This window comes from Paenibacillus sp. 2TAB26, assembly GCF_052115145.1.
In the GTDB taxonomy this organism is placed as follows: domain Bacteria; phylum Bacillota; class Bacilli; order Paenibacillales; family Paenibacillaceae; genus Pristimantibacillus.
This window is the reverse complement of record NZ_JBFRGC010000045.1, coordinates 1-17,456: the sequence shown is the minus strand read 5'-3', so window position 1 is coordinate 17,456 and position 17,456 is coordinate 1. Positions and strand designations below refer to the sequence as shown.

Genomic DNA, 17,456 nt, shown 5'->3' with positions numbered 1-17,456 from the left:
CATTATCTCATTTTATTTGTTGTTGGCTTGCCGTGACGATTGTTAATTTCACTGATTACATCATCTAGCGGCAATCCACGTTCACGAAGCAATACCATCAGGTGAAAAATAAGATCGCCAACCTCGCTGCGAAGCTCGTCGTTATCTTTATTCTTCGCTGCTATGATCACCTCGGATGCTTCTTCGCCTACTTTTTTCAAAATCTTATCTACACCTTTATCGAACAGGTATGAGGTGTAAGAGCCTTCAGGGCGCTCTGCGTAACGCTCGGCAATCACGCTCTCTAGTTGTCCAAGCGTAGCAAAGCGGTCTGCAGCGGATTGTCCAGCCTCTGAAGAAGCATCTGTGTTCCCAGCTACTTCAACCGAATTAAAGAAGCAGCTATAGCGCCCTGTGTGGCAAGCTGGACCTTTTTGCTCCACCTTAACGAGCAATGTATCACCGTCGCAATCATAAGCCAAAGAGACGATGCGCTGCGTATTGCCGCTTGTCGCTCCTTTGTTCCAAAGCTCATTACGCGATCGGCTCCAATACCAAGTCACGCCGGATTCAACGGATAGCTGAAGTGATTCCTTATTCATATAAGCCATCATAAGCACTTCTTTGCTTTGCACATCTTGAACAATAGCTGGTACTAGCCCCGCATTGTCCCATTTAATTTTTGAGATAAGTTCATTATGATTGTTTTCCGTCATCGTACCTCTACTCCCTTCAAGCGCAAGTCGTCCTTCACTTCACGAATCGTCATTTCTTTATAGTGAAAAATCGTCGCAGCTAGAGCCGCATCCGCATGTGCCATTTGGAATACATCGTTAAAATGCTCGACTCTACCCGCTCCGCCCGAAGCAATGACAGGAATGCCTAGCGAATCTGACACCGCCTGCGTGAGCTTGATGTCGAAGCCGTCTTTGGTGCCATCGGCATCCATGCTAGTCAGCAAAATTTCACCTGCGCCTAGCTTCTCCACTTCACGTGCCCATTCGAGCGCCTTAATGCCAGTCGTTTTGCGTCCGCCGTGCGTGTAAACTTCCCATTCGCCCCACTCAGCATTAAACTTCGCATCAATCGCCACCACGATGCACTGTGATCCAAACTTGCGTGACCCCTCTTGAATGAGTGCCTTGTTTAAAACCGCAGCTGTATTTATGCCGATTTTGTCCGCGCCGGCGCGCAGCAGCCGCTTCATATCATCGACATGAGATATGCCGCCGCCTACCGTAAACGGAATCGTAATTTCCCCAGCGGTCCGCTTGACCACTTCAATCATCGTCGCACGCCCTTCAACGGAAGCCGATATATCTAGAAATACAAGCTCATCTGCGCCCTCTTGGTCATAAGTGGCCGCCAGCTCGACTGGGTCGCCCGCATCGCGCAGGTTCACAAAATTAACACCCTTCACAACGCGGCCATCCTTCACGTCAAGACAAGGAATGATACGTTTCGCCAGCATATTGCACTCTCCTTTATGCCCGTAGTCGAGCTTAATTGTCTATCCGGTAACACTCGGCATTACTTAGGATTACTTGGAATCACTTTGATAAAACTGCTTGGATTAAGGAAGAAGCATCCTTACCAAGCAGCGTAGACTCATTTGTAAGTATGGAAGAAATAGCACGGTCATTATTAAATGGAATGCATTCATTCAGCAATGTTGGCAAGATTGAGCAGCCTGTGCTTGGCTTGATCGATCATTATCCAAGCACACAAGTACTGCTCACACACACATGCAAACAGGTAAACAGTATACAGGCACTATGCAATTCTCACACAGGCTTATCATCGCAATAGCCTGTGGGGCAAGCTTAAGCTTTAAGTCTTAAACGATTTAATTTGTTTAAGTAGTTAACTTGCTTGAATATCTATTGAAGCTTGTTATGCTTCGTTAATTTTAGTTAGTGCAAGAAAGTTGCCCAGCAGCTGCATGCCAAGCTCTCCGCTTTTTTCGGGGTGAAATTGCATGCCATATACGTTTCCGCGACCAACAATTGCTGTTACCTGCTGATAATAGTCTGTTGTTGCGAGCAGGTCGGAACTTACCTCCGGCTTCGCATGGAACGAGTGTACGAAATAAACATGCCCTTCGGTCAACCCATTAAATAGAGGCGATTGCTCTTGAAGGAAATTCAGCTTGTTCCAACCCATATGCGGAATCTTGTAATCACCTGTAAAACGGCTAACTTTGCCGGGAAGAAGATTTAATCCCTCATTCGTTCCATATTCGTCACTTTCGGTGAAGAGAAGCTGCATGCCAAGGCAAATGCCGAGCAGCGGCTTACCAGARGCTGCATACGCTTTAGTCACTTCATCCATCTTCGTTTCCCGCAGGTTTTGCATAGCATCGCCAAACGCACCAACGCCAGGAAGAATCGCTCCGTCTGAAGCTGCAATCTTCTCGGGATCGTCTGTTATAACCGCCTCGTATCCAAGACGCTCAACCGCTTTGCTTACGCTGTGGAGGTTGCCCATCCCATAATCAATAATCGCGATCATCCTAGAGCACTCCTTTCGTTGAAGGCACTCCTTGTACGCGAGGATCAATGCTTGTTGCTTCATCAAGCGCTCGTCCAAGCGCTTTGAACACCGCTTCAATCATGTGGTGCGTGTTTTTGCCGTAATGTACGATTACGTGAAGCGTGATGCGTGATTCAAGTGCAAGCTTCCACAAAAACTCATGAACAAGCTCTGTCGAGAAGCTGCCTACTTGTGTGGATGGGTATTCGGCACGATATTCAAAGTGTGGGCGGTTGCTCACATCAATAATAACCTGAGCCAGCGCCTCATCCATTGGTACAAATACGCTAGCGTAACGCTTGATGCCGCGTTTATCGCCCAGCGCTTCACGAAGCGTCTGACCGATGCAAATTCCGATATCCTCTACCGTATGGTGATCATCGATGTCGATGTCTCCGCGTGCTTCTAATTCCAGATTAAACTGGCCGTGCTTAATAAATAGATCCAGCATATGGTTAAAGAAAGGGACATCTGTATCAATCTTTGTTTCACCTGTTCCATCTACTGCAAAAGTAAGCTTAATATCCGTTTCATTCGTCTTGCGTGCCACCGATGCTTCACGTACGCGATTTTCCGACACTTTCATTCCTTCTTCCTATATGATTATATTTGTTTCCATCATCTCAAATACCCTGCCGCATAAGGGAATTCCAGCATATGCCGCTAAAGAGCATAAGAGTTATTACCTAGGTAATAACTCTCCTATACTTAATTGTTTGCCTAACAAATTTATCTATTTACGTTAAAATGTTTACCCGCGTTCCTTCTCAAGACGAACCTCGATTGCACGAGCGTGCCCTTCAAGTCCTTCATGACGAGCCAGCGTCATGATTTTATCGCCATTAGCCATCAACGCTTCTTTACTGTAGTAAATCAAGCTCGATTTCTTCAAGAAATCATCAACGTTAACCGGCGATGAGAACCGTGCTGTGCCGTTTGTTGGAATGATGTGGTTAGGTCCAGCAAAATAATCCCCGACCGGCTCCGAGCTGTATGGCCCAAGGAAAATAGCACCTGCGTTCTGAATGTAGCCGAGCAAACGCATCGGGTCAACCGTCAGCACCTCTAAGTGTTCAGGCGCGATCTGATTAATAACGTCGATACCCGCTTCGAGCGAGTCGACCAGCAGTACAGCGCCATAGTTGTCGATGGAGCTGCGTGCAATGTCTTGGCGCGGCAGGGTGGACAGCTGACGCTCCACCTCCGCTGCTACAGCTTCCGCAAGCTGCTGCGATGGCGTTACAAGGATCGCCGATGACATCTCATCGTGCTCCGCCTGCGACAGCAGATCCGCGGCTACATACGCAGGATCAGCCGAATCGTCAGCAAGCACGACGATTTCACTTGGCCCGGCGATACTGTCGATATCGACGGCACCGAATACGGCGCGCTTCGCAAGCGCCACATAAATATTGCCCGGTCCGCAAATTTTATCGACCGGAGCAATCGTGGCCGTGCCGTACGCAAGCGCGGCTATGGCCTGTGCGCCGCCGACCCGGTACATCTCCTTGACGCCCGATTCCGCGGCGGCAACGAGAATATACGGGTCGATGCCTTCCGTGCCGCCAGTTGCCGGCGGCGTCACCATAACAATTTCCGGCACGCCAGCTACCTGCGCCGGTATAACATTCATCAGCACGGACGACGGATAAGCCGCCTTGCCTCCGGGCACGTATACGCCGACCCGCTTGAGCGGTCGCATAATTTGCCCGAGCAGCGTTCCGTCCTGCTGCAAATCCATCCACGAGGTACGCATTTGCTTCTCGTGGAATACCCGAACGTTCACGGCTGCTTCGCGAATAGCCGTGAGAAAGTCGGCGTCAACATGCTCATACGCCGCCTGTATTTCCTCCAGCGTCACACGCAGCGACGCAGCGTCCAGCTTAACGCGGTCATGCTGCTCCGTATACCTCAGCAGCGCTGCATCCCCCTCAGACTTTACGTCTGCGACGATCTTCAAAGCAGACTCATTTTGCTCAGGTGTCCCATACTCCACCTCACGCTTCAAACCAAATTGCTCCGCTCGCATAATACGCATATCATCCACTCCTTCCAATACTCACAAGGCTATTAATCCGTCCAGTCCAGCATGCGCTTCACTTGTCATGCCTCGTCTATACATGAAATGCTGCAAGCCCTGCTCTGCGTTTGCTCGTGCTTCAGTGACACTCGCCATGCATCTCCCGCTCTTGCTGGGCTCACTTTATCCGATCATGCTTTCTTCTTACTTTCCGCTCTCTTCCTAACCCCGCTTAGCCAACGCTTCCTGCAAGCGATCACACAGTCCTTGAATCGCTTCATTCTTCATCCGGTAGCTTACTCGATTCGCGATCAAGCGGCTAGTAATACCGAAGATCGATTCCATTTCTACAAGCCCATTCTCACGAAGAGTTTGGCCGGTTTCTACCATATCAACGATACGGTCAGCTAACCCGATCATTGGCGCAAGCTCGATGGAGCCATTTAGCTTAATGACCTCCACCTGCTGCCCAAGCTCACGGAAATACGCCGAAGCCACATTCGGGTATTTGGTCGCTACACGCGGATTCATAGTCGGCTTCCAATCCGGCATGCCAATAACAGACATCCGGCATTTGGCAATCCCAAGATCAAGCAGCTCATAAACATCTTTATTTTCCTCCATGAGCACGTCTTTGCCCACGATTCCAATGTCCGCTACGCCGTATTCCACATAAGTCGGTACGTCAACAGGCTTTGCCATAATGAACTCCATCCCTACCTCTGGAAGCTCAATGATCAGCTTGCGCGTATCATCAAAGTCGCTAGGAATCGGAAGCCCCGCTTCACGGAACAGCTTGGAAGCTACCTTATAAATGCGGCCCTTCGGCATCGCCACTTTCAATATATCTTTTGTCGCTCCGCTCATGTGGCGCTGCCTCCTTTAATACCGCTTCCGTCAAATGTCAGCAATGCTGTGTAGGCTACGCCTTTATAAGTAAACGATTGCTGCTGTGCCTTATTTTTAATCTCTTCAAGAAGCGCGTTATTCGCATCTACCCGCTCTGTTACAACGCTCGCACCCTGCCCGCGCAGCTCCTGTGCTTTAACAAGCGCTTCATTGCGTCCAGCTGTATCATAGATAACCAGTGTGCGTTCCGTTTCACTCTCAGCGCCATCGCCAAGCAGCTCCAGAATACGCGTCGTCTTGAGTGCAAATCCCGTTGCAGGAGCCGGTCTGCCGAACTGGGCCAGCAGGTTGTCATAACGGCCTCCACTTACAACCGGGAAGCCTAGATCAGCTGCATAACCCTCGAAAGTCATCCCTGTGTAATAGGAGAAGTCACCAATCATCGTCAGATCGATAAGCACATGCTCACAAACCCCGTACGCCTTCAGCACATCCCATATTTCGCACAAATGTTGAATGGACGCCCGCGCTTTATCATCCACATTCAGCTGCAGCGCTTGATCACAAATCTCTTGCCCGCCGCGTAGACGCAAGACACCTTCCAGCTCTTGCTGAACGGATTCATCCACGGTTAATCCACGAAGCTGCTCGCGGTAACCTACAAAATCACGGCCTAACAAGCAGCTCTTCAACTGCTCCTGCGCTTCTGCACGGCCTGGCAAGGATTGCTCCAGCAAGCCGTTTAGGAACCCAACATGCCCAATAGCGATCTTGAAACGTTCAACGCCGGCAGCTTTAAGCGACGCGATTGCAAGAGCAACAACCTCTGCATCCGCTTCTGCAGAAGAATCACCAACTAGCTCTACGCCCGTTTGGAAAAATTCTGCCTCGCGGCCCGCCTCTTCCTCTATCGCCCGAAACACATTAGAGTGATACGACAGACGCTGCGGAAAGTCCGCTTGCTTCAATAAGGATGACACCACACGAGCGATTGGCGACGTCATATCAGAGCGCAGCACCAGCGTTGTTCCACGATTGTTAAGCAGCTTGAATAACTTCTGATCGGATGTAGAACTGGCTACACCTACTGTATCGTAATATTCCATTGTTGGAGTTATAATTTGTTCGTAGCCCCAGCCCTGCATGCAGGCAAGAACCTGACGTTCAATATGACGCAGCTTAGCCACTGCACTTGGCAAATAATCTTTAACGCCTATCGGCTTCTCAAATACTTTTGGTTTAGACATCCAATATCACCTTCGTTTACTTTAGTGGTTTAAAGCGATACCATGTTACCATGCTAACAAATTAAAGAGTTTAGTCGTAATATTAGCATGAAAAGCTTATTTTCGTCAAGTTGAAATCGATCCGTTTTACGTCAAAAAAGAAAGCCTCGACCGGCTGCGAGACGAACTCGCACGGACGAAGCTTTCCATAGCCCATTAGTTTAAAATGTTGCGCACATTCTCATCAAATTCGCTTGGCACGACCATTTCGCTTCGTCTAATTTCCCGCATCGGATTGCCTCCTACAAATGCATAAGCAGGCACATCCTTATGGACAACTGATCCAGCAGCTACAATGGCATGATCACCGATTGTTACACCTGGCAATATCGTCGTATTTGCTCCTATCATAACATGAGAGCCTATCACGACGTCGCCGAGACGATACTCCTTGATCAAATATTCATGAGTTAGAATGGTTGTATTATATCCGATAATTGTATTATTGCCTACCGTTATACGCTCGGGAAAAAAGACATCGACCATGACCATAAGTGCAAAAGCGGTATGTTCTCCGACCTTCATGCCGAGCAAACGGCGGTAAATCCAATTTTTTAACGGAAGAATCGGACAATAGCGCGCTAGCTGGATGCAAATGAAATTACGAACCGATTTGAATCGGCTGACCGTTGAATATACTTGCCACAGCGCGTTTGGCCCTTCCACCGGATATCGTTCAACTTTACGCAAATGTTTCCCGCTCCATTCCGACAAAGGAATAGAGATCGCGCATGTCGTGAATGACATGATGGGCTCCGGCATCCTTAAGGATTTGCTCACCTTTTAGCGACCAAGCGACACCAACTGCTATCGCACCTGCTGCAATCGCCGACTCGATATCCACTGTGCTGTCTCCAACCATAATGGTCGTTGCCGGATCTGCGCCGAGCAGTCCGATTGCTTTGCTCACTGGTTCTGGATGCGGCTTAGCATGAACAACATCATCAATCGTTACAATGGTATCCACGAAGTCGAACAGCCCAACGTATTTCAAGCCGCGTTCCGTTGTCAGACGCATTTTTGTCGTAACGACGCCAATTTGGATACCTTGCTTATGCATCCGCTCAATAACTTCTATGACGTAATCAAATGGTTTTACATATTCATCATGCAAACGCAGATTAACTTCGCGATACGCTGCCACAAGATGTGTTACTTCATCCAATCCCGAGAATAGCTTCATTTGATCCGTAAGCGGCTGTCCCATGCTTGGAATAATATGCTCTCTTCCGAATCCTTCTGGTGCTACGCCTTGTAAAGACTCTATGAACGAGCGGATGATAAGCTCATTGGTGTCGATAATCGTGCCGTCCAAATCGAACAGCATCGTTTTGATATTGCCCGTCATCGATAAACCTCCCTAAATTACATTTAACGCTTGCCAGCCTCATCATCTTTTTTAGTGCCAACAGGTTGGTCTTTGCCCTTTTTCTCAGAATCCGATCCCACGTTACGCTCTGGCTTGCTAGTCGTAATTGGATCAAGGTAATGAGCGGATGCAAGTCCCGTCTTACGTCGCACGATAATAAGTACAACCGCACCAACGATTAAAAGCAGCGCCAGTACTTGTGAAATCCTTATGTTGCCGTACGCAGGATCCAAGTAACCTTGTTTGAACAATACCTCCATTGGAGTCCAGAGGCCATTAATAAACGATGCCAGCCACGATGGTCCTCTAAATGCAAGACTGTCCGTACGAAGCGCTTCTATAAAGAAACGGCCGATTGAATACCAGATAAAGTAGCTGGCCATCAGCTCGCCTGCGCGCAAAAACTTTTGGCGGCGAAGGATGAACAATATAGCAATACCGACCAAGCTCCATACGGATTCATACAAGAAAGCCGGGTGACGGTATTCACCTTGAATAAGCATTTGATCCACGATAAACGATGGTAAATGAAGTGTATTGCGAAGGAAAGACTCGCTAACCACGCCGCCATACGCCTCTTGGTTCATGAAATTTCCCCAACGACCAATCATTTGACCTGCAAGCAGTCCAGGTACACAAATGTCTACCAAGCGCCAGAAGTTATAGCCTTTATAGCGGAAATAGAAGAACCCGCAAATAAAAGCTCCGATTATCGCACCATATATCGCGATACCGCCATTCCATATTTTAAACACATCTACAAAGTTGCCTTTATAATCTTCCCATTTGAACGCTACATAATAAATTCGCGCTCCAATAATGGCGGAAGGGACGCCCAGCAGCAACAAATCCATGAAAAAATCCGGCTTAATTCCGAATCGTTTACCTTCTTGCACCGCGAGAAGCAGCCCCACTAATGCCGCTGTTCCCAAAATAATGCCATACCAATGCACTTCAATAGAGCCTAATGTGAAGGCAATTGGGTTTAATATCAATGTCTTCATTTAGTTATATCCCCTTTAGGTTCAATCGTATTCGTCCATATCGTCAGCGATCGTTTCCGTAAGCTTATTCGTAAACTGCAGCGCCGCATTGTAACCCATTCGTTTCAAGCGGAAATTCATTGCTGCCACCTCGATGATGACCGCTAAGTTACGACCGGGTCTTACTGGCACAGTTACGAGCGGAATGTCCGTCTCGATAATACGGGTCGTTTCTTCATCCAATCCAAGGCGATCATACTGCTTGTCCTGCTGCCAGTTTTCCAGCTTAATGACAAGGCCGATACGCTTCTGCGTCCGAACTGCCCCTGCGCCAAAAAGTGTCATTACATTAATAATACCCAGCCCTCTAATCTCGAGCAGGTGACGAATAAGCTCTGGCGCACTGCCGTGCAGCTGCGCATCGGAGGTTTGCATAATTTCTACTGCATCATCAGCGACAAGCCGGTGTCCGCGTTTGACAAGCTCTAGCGCCGTCTCGCTTTTACCGATGCCGCTTCCTCCAGTAATAAGCATTCCAACGCCATATACGTCAACAAGAACGCCATGAATCGTTGCTGTCGGAGCTAGCTTTCTCTCCAAAAAGTCCGTAATTCTGCTGGACAAAATGGTTGTAGCCACATTGCTTCTAAGCAGCGGAATTTGTTTCTCATTACATTGATCTACAAGCTCTTGAGGCGCTTCCAGCCCTCTTGTCAAAATAATGCAAGGTGTATCCTCGTTGCATAAACGAACCATACGATCCTTGCGCTCTTCACCGTCCAGCATATTTAGGAACGAGATTTCCGTTCTTCCAAGCAGCTGTACGCGCTCACTTGGATGGTAGTGGAAATATCCAGCCATTTCGAGTCCAGGCCGATACAAATCATCTACTGTAATGGCGCGCTTCATTCCATCCTCGCCCGCAATAATCTCAAGCTGAAATTGTTTAACGAGCTCAGATACTTTCACTTTTTTCGGCATCGTAGGGCCTCCCTCATATGACAACTGCTATTGTGTATATGTATGATATTTTCCAATGTCTTCATCGTAAAGGAAAAAGGCGCTGAACGCAACGTTTCCTCCGCTGCTTGCGCCTTCGACTTATTTTATCGGTATACTTATCGGTTTTAATACATAACCAGGGTACTGCTCAATACTGAATGTTAACGGCTGCTTGTAATCTGCTGCTGGAATTTGATAAACATAGGTCACTTTATCTTCATTTGAATTCCACTGCACCCCCCGATTATCTGAAATAGGGTAAGATACACCAGCACCGTCCTTAAAGGTGCCGCCGTGCGGAAATAATGTATACCCCGGCTTCTTATCGATCTCATCCTGACTTAGCAAATCAAACTTCACTTCATACTCACCATTTAGCAGCTCTTTGCTGGCTAATAGAAGCCTATTATTCGGTGATGATAAAGTTTCTATTTTATCCGTATCCACCGTGATGCTTAAATTGTTTTCCGACAAATACAAACCGTCCGCAATTAAAGTTAACTTTTTGGGCTTAACGAAATAACTGCTCTTAAAGTGAAGGGTAATTGATGTATTAGAATCGCCAAATGCAGAATTCGACTCATATCGCCTGCCTTTCTCATCGACAAGCGCTATATTTATAAAACCATTTGCGTGTTTGTCATTATTTGCATCTGCTTCGATTGTCACTGCTATTTGAAGCGGTGTTATGACAGCATTTTTCACCGTAAAACGTTGTCCTCCGACCTCAACCTTTTGCTCGATCGAGATTTCTTCACGCATCCCCTCGAATCTTTTATGCTCAATTGGAAAATCAACCTTTAGCCACTGACCGCCAAGCAATAGGCTGAATTGCAAGCTCTCCGGCATTTTAGAACCTTCGCCCATTAGTATATCTAAATATTGATGCACAGGAACGCTTGAACCCTCGGTATCATCATTCGGATAATGCGATGAACCAATGGAAGCGACCAAATCCTTACCATCACTCGTTTTTAATTTATACTCCAGAAATCCTGTATTGCCGTTAATTCCTGGTCCCTCTACCGTATACAGAATAGCCATACGCTGATCATCGGCTATAATACCATCAACCGTAAAAATATAGCCGTTTTTCTCGTCCGAGAGCTTTATAGGCTGTATGAAATCATTTTCCATTGCTGTAATCAAGGACTTATCTCCCTGAATCAACTCAACAAACCCGCTGAAACCCGGAATTTCTTTCACAATGGAAGCAAACACAGGAGATACGCGAACGAACGCGGTTAGAAGCAGGATTACACTTAGCCCTGCAGCAATCATGCTCACACTCCATCTTTTTCTGTTTCTACGAATGGATCGCTTCCGCCCCTGCTCAATCCCACTTCGTATTGCCGCATCCAGCGCCAACTCCGGCATCACAACAAGCTCCTGATTCACATAGTCAATGTCACTTCGCAGCGCCTCATTGCCTTGCCTGAACTGCGTCTCCTTGGCCTCGCTCATTTCGTATCTCCTCCTTCATATGTGCCATATCTGCTCTTAGTCCTTTTAATGCTTTGTTCAGCCACGTTCGAATGGTCCCATCAGGCTTCTCCAATAGCTCAGCAATTTCCGTAATCGTCATATCACGATAATATTTGAGTGTTATCACCATACGATAGTTAACCGGAAGCAGTTGAATCTGCGCAGCCATATCAAGGCGTGCTGCTGTCTCATCGTACTCAACTGTCTTTTCCCTCAAATCATATTGCTCGGCTATCGAATCGGTAGGACGCTCCCTCGTTTGCTTCTTCTTAGCATCCATACACACACGGATCAAAATACGAATGGCCCACGTTGTAAAAAATTTCGGCTCCCTTAATGTGTGCTTTTTCGTCCATATCCGGCAAACCGTTTCTTGTATAGCCTCTAATGCATCCGACTCATTTCGCATATATGAATAAGCAATCCCATACATTTGATGCTTATCTAGATCAATACGCTGCAGCAGCGCCGTTTCATCGCCCCGTATAGCCGCTTGAGCCCACTCATCCTTATTCATGCCTCTTCCCTCCTGCCCAGGCTGCCTCTCATTTCTTATACATTATTAATCCTGTTTTGTATTAGACAGCCGAAGCATGGAAACGGTTTTGTTTGACTCCCATTTATTTAATCGCAACAGTCAATTCGATAAAAACGCCCTCTATTTTTAAATAAAAAAAAGAACGATCGGATAATCCGACCGTTCTTCTTCCATACTATTGATTAAGCTTCGAAAATGTTAAGTTCTGTCGTTTTGTCGAACAAGTGTACTTTGTTCATGTCAAGCGCAAGCTTAACAGTTGTGCCATCACGTAGACCGGAGCGGCCATCAACACGAGCGATAACTGTGTCAGTGCCGATTCCGTTCAGGTACAAGTACATCTCGTGACCAAGGTTCTCAGCAACCTCAACATTTGCGTTCACGATTGTTTGTGGGGATGCTTCCAAGAATACTGGCTCTTCGTGAAGATCCTCTGGACGAATGCCAAGAATCACTTCTTTGCCGATGTAACCTTTCGAGCGAAGCGATGCTGCTTTGCCTTCTGGAACAACTACATCAACGCCGCTTGCTTTGAAGCGAAGCGCGCCGCCTTGCTCTGTAAGCGAACCGCTGATAAAGTTCATCGATGGAGCGCCGATAAAGCCAGCTACGAAGATGTTAACCGGGTGGTTATACAGTTCTTCTGGTGAAGCTGTTTGTTGAATGAAACCGTCTTTCATAACAACGATACGGTCACCCATTGTCATTGCCTCGATTTGGTCATGCGTTACATAGATAGTTGTTGTTTCAAGACGTTTTGTAAGCTTGCTGATTTCAGCGCGCATTTGTCCACGAAGTTTCGCGTCCAAGTTGGAAAGCGGCTCATCCATCAAGAATACTTGTGGCTCACGAACGATTGCGCGTCCTAGAGCGACACGTTGACGTTGACCACCGGAAAGTGCTTTTGGTTTACGGTCAAGCAAATGCTCGATATCTAGAATTTTAGCAGCTTCACGAACACGTTTGTCGATGTCTGCTTTTTTGAATTTACGAAGTTTAAGGCCGAAAGCCATGTTTTGGTAAACGTTCATGTGCGGGTACAACGCGTAGGATTGGAATACCATCGCGATGTCGCGGTCTTTAGGAGCTACATCGTTCACAAGGCGGTCGCCGATGAACAATTTGCCTTCGGAAATTTCTTCAAGGCCTGCAATCATACGAAGAGTTGTCGATTTACCGCAACCAGATGGTCCGACCAATACGAGAAACTCTTTGTCTTTAATATCTAAGTTAACGTCAGTAACCGATGCTTTGTCAGTACCCGGGTATTTTTTGTAAATGCCTTCTAAACGTACGCCTGCCATGATAATTTTCCCCCTAGAAAGAAATTTCGTTATGCCTATATCTTATCCCACTGGGGAGCTTGTGACTATGCACATACTTTACAAAAAAACTAATTTCTTTTCGTAACTTTGTACAATAGTAATATAATTTTGACTAGTACGGCATCCCTAAACTGACGAACATCTAAACCAGTCTCTTGTTTAAGCTTGTCTAAACGATATAATAATGTATTTCTATGAATGTATAATTTCTTCGCTGTCTCACTAACGTTGCAATCAAGCGTAAAAAATGTTTCCAATGTACTCAGCATTTCTGATTCAACGAAAAGATCCGCTCTTTTTAACGACTGCTCCAAATATCTCGCACGATGGACTTCAGGAATTGCATTCAACAAACGTTCCAACTGAAGCATCCACGGCAAATAAATATTCGTTCCTACATGGAATTTTCGGCCAAGATTAATCGTCTCCCGCAGCAGCATTGTCGTCTCAATCATACCTTTTGCTGGTGATGATGGATGAGCAACTGCGATGTGGCATTCACCAATCCACTCACTGGCAAGCATCTCATGCAATCCAAGCCCAATCGAAGCTAGACTATCCTCAATCGTCTCTTCCTCCTGCTCATCGAAAGCATCGGAATCCTCATCTCTCAGCAAGGACATCGAACCCCATATCAGCCATTCCTGGCTCTTGAGCGGAATAAGCAAGACATCGTCGGACATAAATGAACGCAGAAGTTTTTCTAATTCAGAATAGGTTGCATGCTTCGTGCCTGACTGCTCTGTAACGAGTAAGAAAGGTATCATTTCATTAAATAAGCGACTGCCAACGGTTAAATGATCAGGTAAGGAATATGCGGGCTCATCCGATTCCAACTGCTTCTGAATCCAATCTCCAAGCTTAAGCGCTTGCCTCTCTGATTCAGAGAGCGCCGCATTTTTTTTCTCCATTAAATGTCCGCGGTTAAGCTGCAATGTCCAGCTTATCAGTTCCTTCTCTGTTGCCTGAAGCGATGGACAATCGATTTCTAATAAATCCACTTCATATTCCGCAGATGAAATGACAATCCACGTTTTTTCGTTTTTTTCTACGCGTTGGCCCTCTATAGGAGAAGATCCTATATGATCGCCTAACCACACCACATCAGCATTGCTAATTAAATCGTTCCACTCCGCTATAGATTTCGAAACAGCATGTACCGGACAGTTCAAAATGTGCTTCAGCGGCTTCAACCAGTCTGTCGTGCTCATTTCTCTATCTCCAATCTCCACAAGCATTTGCGGCTGCGTGCTTCCTCCTATGGGAGGACACCTATTGCGATTAGCAGCTCCATATAAGCGGATTAATAAGTAAAAAAAGTTTATTCGCACCTTAATGTGGAATAACGCTTTTTCCCGTCATTGTACCACAAGAGCTTGCTTAATTCAGCCTATTACCAGTAAAAGAATGATTGACAAGAGCGCGAATAACGCAGCAATTAAATATAAAAACGAAACCGTTTGAACCTGGCTCAGTCCCCATTTCATCAAAAGATGATGCGTATGCAGCTTGTCCGCATGATGCAAGCCTTTACCGCTTATAAGCCTGCGCAGCATAACATAAGCCGTGTCAAATATAGGCAATCCAAGCGCCAGTAATGGAACTAGCAAGGTAATGAATGTTGCTTTCTTAAACGCTCCATCAACAGCTATTACAGCAAGCGTAAAACCTAGGAAGGTCGCTCCTGCATCACCCATAAAAATTCTAGCTGGATAAAAATTATGGACCAAAAAACCAAAGCATGCTCCGGCTACAATAATGGCAAGAATAGCGGTGCTTGGCTGACCTTTGACGAGCGCCACCGTCAATAGTGTAAGTGCTGACAGCGTGCATACCCCTGAAGCCAGCCCATCTACGCCATCAATAAAGTTAATCATATTGATTAGCGCGAAAACCCATAGCATCGTTGTCAGCCACGACACCCAATCGGGAAATGAAATAAACAAATGTGTAAACGGATTGGTGATACCCGCAATTTTGATGTGAAATAAGCTTGGGATTGACGCAGCACCTATATAGAGAATGACACGCGGCCATATAGGAAAATCTTTCCCTTTTGCCTTTGACGCATCATCAAGAAGTCCAATAATTACGAGCACGGTTCCACCCGTAACTATGGTCCAAGTGAGCGGAGTGAACCCGATAAAAATAAACATCGTAACGATGCAGCCAACAAAAATAGCCGCGCCACCCATGAGAGGGATCGGCTTGTTATGTATTTTTCTCTGATTAGGACGATCGACAAAACCAAGTCGCAGCGCAAATACACGAAGCGGTGGTACGCTTGCAAATACGATCGCGAAGCTAATTAAAACCGCTAATCCGTATACCATTGCAACTACCCCTTTTTCTATTTCATTCCTATATGTATACATTGTTCCCTTATATCGATAAAATACAAGAAACAAATCAAACCTGTTTGACCAAATAACATCTGCCATGGTACTATCTATTCAAAGTTTACTTATCGGATTAATGTAATTTTATTTTCTACTATTTATTTGAAAAAGAGGAGTGCACCCATGTCCAAGATTGTAATTATTTCAGGCAGTCCAAATGCTTCATCTCGTTTAAATGGCATAACACAGTACGTAGAGCAACAATTGATAACAAAAAGTCTTTCGGTAGATACCATAACCGTGGTTTCTTTGCCAGCCGAAGATCTAATTCACGCTCGTTTTGGCAGCCCTGCTATTATAGAAGCCAATCAGCTTGTCGAGAATGCGGATGCTGTTATTATTGCAAGCCCAGTTTACAAAGCATCTTATACAGGCGTTCTAAAAACGTTTCTAGATCTACTGCCGCAGAAAGGACTTGATGGTAAAATCATTGCTCCTCTGTTTATCGGCGGCACCATCGCACATCTACTCTCTATTGACTATTCCCTCAAGCCGGTACTCGCATCCATGGGCGCGAAATTATATGTAAGCGGAGTGTACGCCGTTGATTCCCAAATCGAGCGTTCACAAGAGCCAAATGAAGCTCCAGTATTTGAATTAAATGATGAACTTAAACTTCGTCTAAACGAAACGGTAAACGAGCTTGTTTATGAATTGAATCTACGGAGTAAAAACTAAGATTCATTCATTATCTGGTTTTAACTATGCAAAAAAAGAGTTTGCCCACTTTAATGATGGGCAAACTCTTTTTTATTTCGATTATAATCAAACAAAAAAACCGTAGATCCTAAGATCTACGGTTGTATAGGTGTGTTTAGAAAAAAAATGGTGAGCCATGTAGGATTCGAACCTACGACACCCTGATTAAAAGTCAGGTGCTCTACCAACTGAGCTAATGGCTCTTGCTGTAAAAGAAATGGTGGAGGATGATGGATTCGAACCACCGAACTCAGAGAGAGCAGATTTACAGTCTGCCGTGTTTAGCCACTTCACTAATCCTCCATACTATTACTTATTTCTCGTCGTAACGAAAAATAAAGTGGTGGCTCGGGACGGAATCGAACCGCCGACACGAGGATTTTCAGTCCTCTGCTCTACCGACTGAGCTACCGAGCCTTACTTTAAAGAAAAATGGCGGAGCTGACGGGATTCGAACCCGCGGTCTCCTGCGTGACAGGCAGGCATGTTGGGCCACTACACCACAGCTCCAAGTGGATCCGGTCATAAAACCGAATAAGTACATATGGTGGAGGATGACGGGATCGAACCGCCGACCCTCTGCTTGTAAGGCAGATGCTCTCCCAGCTGAGCTAATCCTCCAGATGTTACGATAAAAAAGGTAATGGTAGCGGCGAAGGGGATCGAACCCCCGACCTCACGGGTATGAACCGTACGCTCTAGCCAGCTGAGCTACACCGCCACGCTTGTCCCCCGAATAGTTGTCGATTGCAGCGTTCGGGGACGCTTGCAAAGTCAGAACATTACGCCCTGAAAACTGGATACGAAAGATTAGGCTTGCTGAAGCCTTAATGCTGCTGTCTACTGGATGTATGGGTCACAGTAAACGTGTTTAGGATAAGCCCTCGACCGATTAGTATTCGTCAGCTACACACATTGCTGTGCTTCCACCCCGAACCTATCAACCTCGTCGTCTTCAAGGGGTCTTACATACTGGGAACATACTGGGAA

At 46.3% G+C, this 17,456-nt stretch carries 17 protein-coding genes, 6 tRNA genes and 1 rRNA gene; 1 reads left to right on the top strand and 23 read right to left on the bottom strand.

The window, feature by feature from the left end; genetic code table 11:
- Positions 1–2: 2 nt before the first annotated feature.
- From hisIE to AB4Z50_RS33570, 16 genes are all read right to left on the bottom strand, one after another.
- A complete protein-coding gene (hisIE, locus tag AB4Z50_RS33645) occupies positions 3–695 on the bottom strand; it encodes a bifunctional phosphoribosyl-AMP cyclohydrolase/phosphoribosyl-ATP diphosphatase HisIE (RefSeq protein WP_441886390.1) in 693 nt (230 codons plus the stop codon).
- Positions 692–1,450, bottom strand: coding sequence for an imidazole glycerol phosphate synthase subunit HisF (gene hisF / locus AB4Z50_RS33640; RefSeq protein ID WP_339206014.1), 759 nt, complete (start codon positions 1,448–1,450; stop codon positions 692–694). The genes hisIE and hisF overlap by 4 nt, the downstream gene beginning before the upstream one ends.
- Before the next feature lie 422 nt (positions 1,451–1,872).
- Positions 1,873–2,490 (bottom strand): imidazole glycerol phosphate synthase subunit HisH, encoded by a 618-nt coding sequence (hisH, locus tag AB4Z50_RS33635; RefSeq protein WP_441886387.1) that lies wholly within the window; start codon positions 2,488–2,490, stop codon positions 1,873–1,875.
- Position 2,491: 1 nt separating this feature from the next.
- Positions 2,492–3,097 (bottom strand): imidazoleglycerol-phosphate dehydratase HisB, encoded by a 606-nt coding sequence (hisB, locus tag AB4Z50_RS33630; protein WP_441886384.1) that lies wholly within the window; start codon positions 3,095–3,097, stop codon positions 2,492–2,494.
- 165 nt (positions 3,098–3,262) lie between these two features.
- Positions 3,263–4,549 carry a histidinol dehydrogenase gene (gene hisD, locus AB4Z50_RS33625; RefSeq protein ID WP_441886381.1) on the bottom strand — a complete coding sequence of 429 codons (1,287 nt, stop codon included), beginning with the start codon at positions 4,547–4,549 and terminating at the stop codon, positions 3,263–3,265.
- A gap of 204 nt (positions 4,550–4,753) precedes the next feature.
- Positions 4,754–5,398: an ATP phosphoribosyltransferase gene (gene hisG, locus AB4Z50_RS33620; protein ID WP_076270758.1), complete on the bottom strand. Its 645-nt coding sequence runs from the start codon at positions 5,396–5,398 to the stop codon at positions 4,754–4,756.
- Positions 5,395–6,627, bottom strand: coding sequence for an ATP phosphoribosyltransferase regulatory subunit (locus AB4Z50_RS33615; protein WP_441886378.1), 1,233 nt, complete (start codon positions 6,625–6,627; stop codon positions 5,395–5,397). Before AB4Z50_RS33615 ends, hisG begins: the two co-directional genes overlap by 4 nt.
- A 195-nt stretch (positions 6,628–6,822) precedes the next feature.
- Complete coding sequence (locus tag AB4Z50_RS33610) at positions 6,823–7,356, bottom strand: acyltransferase (RefSeq protein WP_179089910.1); 534 nt, start codon at positions 7,354–7,356, stop codon at positions 6,823–6,825.
- Entirely contained in the window at positions 7,349–8,014 is a 666-nt protein-coding gene (gene ppaX, locus AB4Z50_RS33605) for a pyrophosphatase PpaX (RefSeq protein WP_076270761.1), read from the bottom strand. Before ppaX ends, AB4Z50_RS33610 begins: the two co-directional genes overlap by 8 nt.
- 23 nt (positions 8,015–8,037) lie before the next feature.
- Entirely contained in the window at positions 8,038–9,039 is a 1,002-nt protein-coding gene (lgt, locus tag AB4Z50_RS33600) for a prolipoprotein diacylglyceryl transferase (RefSeq protein ID WP_441886373.1), read from the bottom strand.
- Between the two features lie 21 nt (positions 9,040–9,060).
- A complete protein-coding gene (hprK, locus tag AB4Z50_RS33595) occupies positions 9,061–9,999 on the bottom strand; it encodes an HPr(Ser) kinase/phosphatase (RefSeq protein ID WP_076270762.1) in 939 nt (312 codons plus the stop codon).
- A 120-nt stretch (positions 10,000–10,119) separates the two neighbouring features.
- On the bottom strand, positions 10,120–11,484 hold the full coding sequence (locus AB4Z50_RS33590; RefSeq protein ID WP_441886369.1) for a DUF4179 domain-containing protein: 1,365 nt from the start codon (positions 11,482–11,484) through the stop codon (positions 10,120–10,122).
- Positions 11,444–12,022: a sigma-70 family RNA polymerase sigma factor gene (locus tag AB4Z50_RS33585; protein ID WP_441886367.1), complete on the bottom strand. Its 579-nt coding sequence runs from the start codon at positions 12,020–12,022 to the stop codon at positions 11,444–11,446. Before AB4Z50_RS33585 ends, AB4Z50_RS33590 begins: the two co-directional genes overlap by 41 nt.
- 203 nt (positions 12,023–12,225) lie before the next feature.
- Positions 12,226–13,347: an ABC transporter ATP-binding protein gene (locus AB4Z50_RS33580; protein ID WP_076270765.1), complete on the bottom strand. Its 1,122-nt coding sequence runs from the start codon at positions 13,345–13,347 to the stop codon at positions 12,226–12,228.
- An 89-nt stretch (positions 13,348–13,436) separates the two neighbouring features.
- A complete protein-coding gene (locus AB4Z50_RS33575; protein WP_441886363.1) occupies positions 13,437–14,579 on the bottom strand; it encodes a PucR family transcriptional regulator in 1,143 nt (380 codons plus the stop codon).
- Positions 14,580–14,753: 174 nt separating this feature from the next.
- On the bottom strand, positions 14,754–15,701 hold the full coding sequence (locus AB4Z50_RS33570; RefSeq protein ID WP_441886360.1) for a glycosyltransferase family 4 protein: 948 nt from the start codon (positions 15,699–15,701) through the stop codon (positions 14,754–14,756).
- Between the two features lie 189 nt (positions 15,702–15,890).
- Here AB4Z50_RS33570 and ssuE point away from each other — a divergent pair, with 189 nt between their 5' ends.
- On the top strand, positions 15,891–16,445 hold the full coding sequence (gene ssuE / locus AB4Z50_RS33565) for an NADPH-dependent FMN reductase (RefSeq protein WP_441886357.1): 555 nt from the start codon (positions 15,891–15,893) through the stop codon (positions 16,443–16,445).
- Between the two features lie 148 nt (positions 16,446–16,593).
- On the opposite strand, the gene AB4Z50_RS33560 is transcribed toward ssuE, so the two are convergent.
- The 7 genes from AB4Z50_RS33560 to AB4Z50_RS33530 form a co-directional block, all read right to left on the bottom strand.
- Positions 16,594–16,669: transfer RNA gene (locus tag AB4Z50_RS33560), tRNA-Lys, on the bottom strand.
- A gap of 15 nt (positions 16,670–16,684) precedes the next feature.
- Positions 16,685–16,769 (bottom strand) — tRNA-Tyr (locus AB4Z50_RS33555).
- Between the two features lie 38 nt (positions 16,770–16,807).
- Positions 16,808–16,883: transfer RNA gene (locus AB4Z50_RS33550), tRNA-Phe, on the bottom strand.
- A 16-nt stretch (positions 16,884–16,899) separates the two neighbouring features.
- Positions 16,900–16,976: transfer RNA gene (locus AB4Z50_RS33545), tRNA-Asp, on the bottom strand.
- Positions 16,977–17,011: 35 nt separating this feature from the next.
- A tRNA-Val gene (locus AB4Z50_RS33540) sits at positions 17,012–17,087 on the bottom strand.
- A gap of 23 nt (positions 17,088–17,110) precedes the next feature.
- Positions 17,111–17,187 (bottom strand) — tRNA-Met (locus AB4Z50_RS33535).
- Between the two features lie 151 nt (positions 17,188–17,338).
- Positions 17,339–17,456: ribosomal RNA gene (locus AB4Z50_RS33530) — 23S ribosomal RNA — on the bottom strand; the annotation flags it as partial.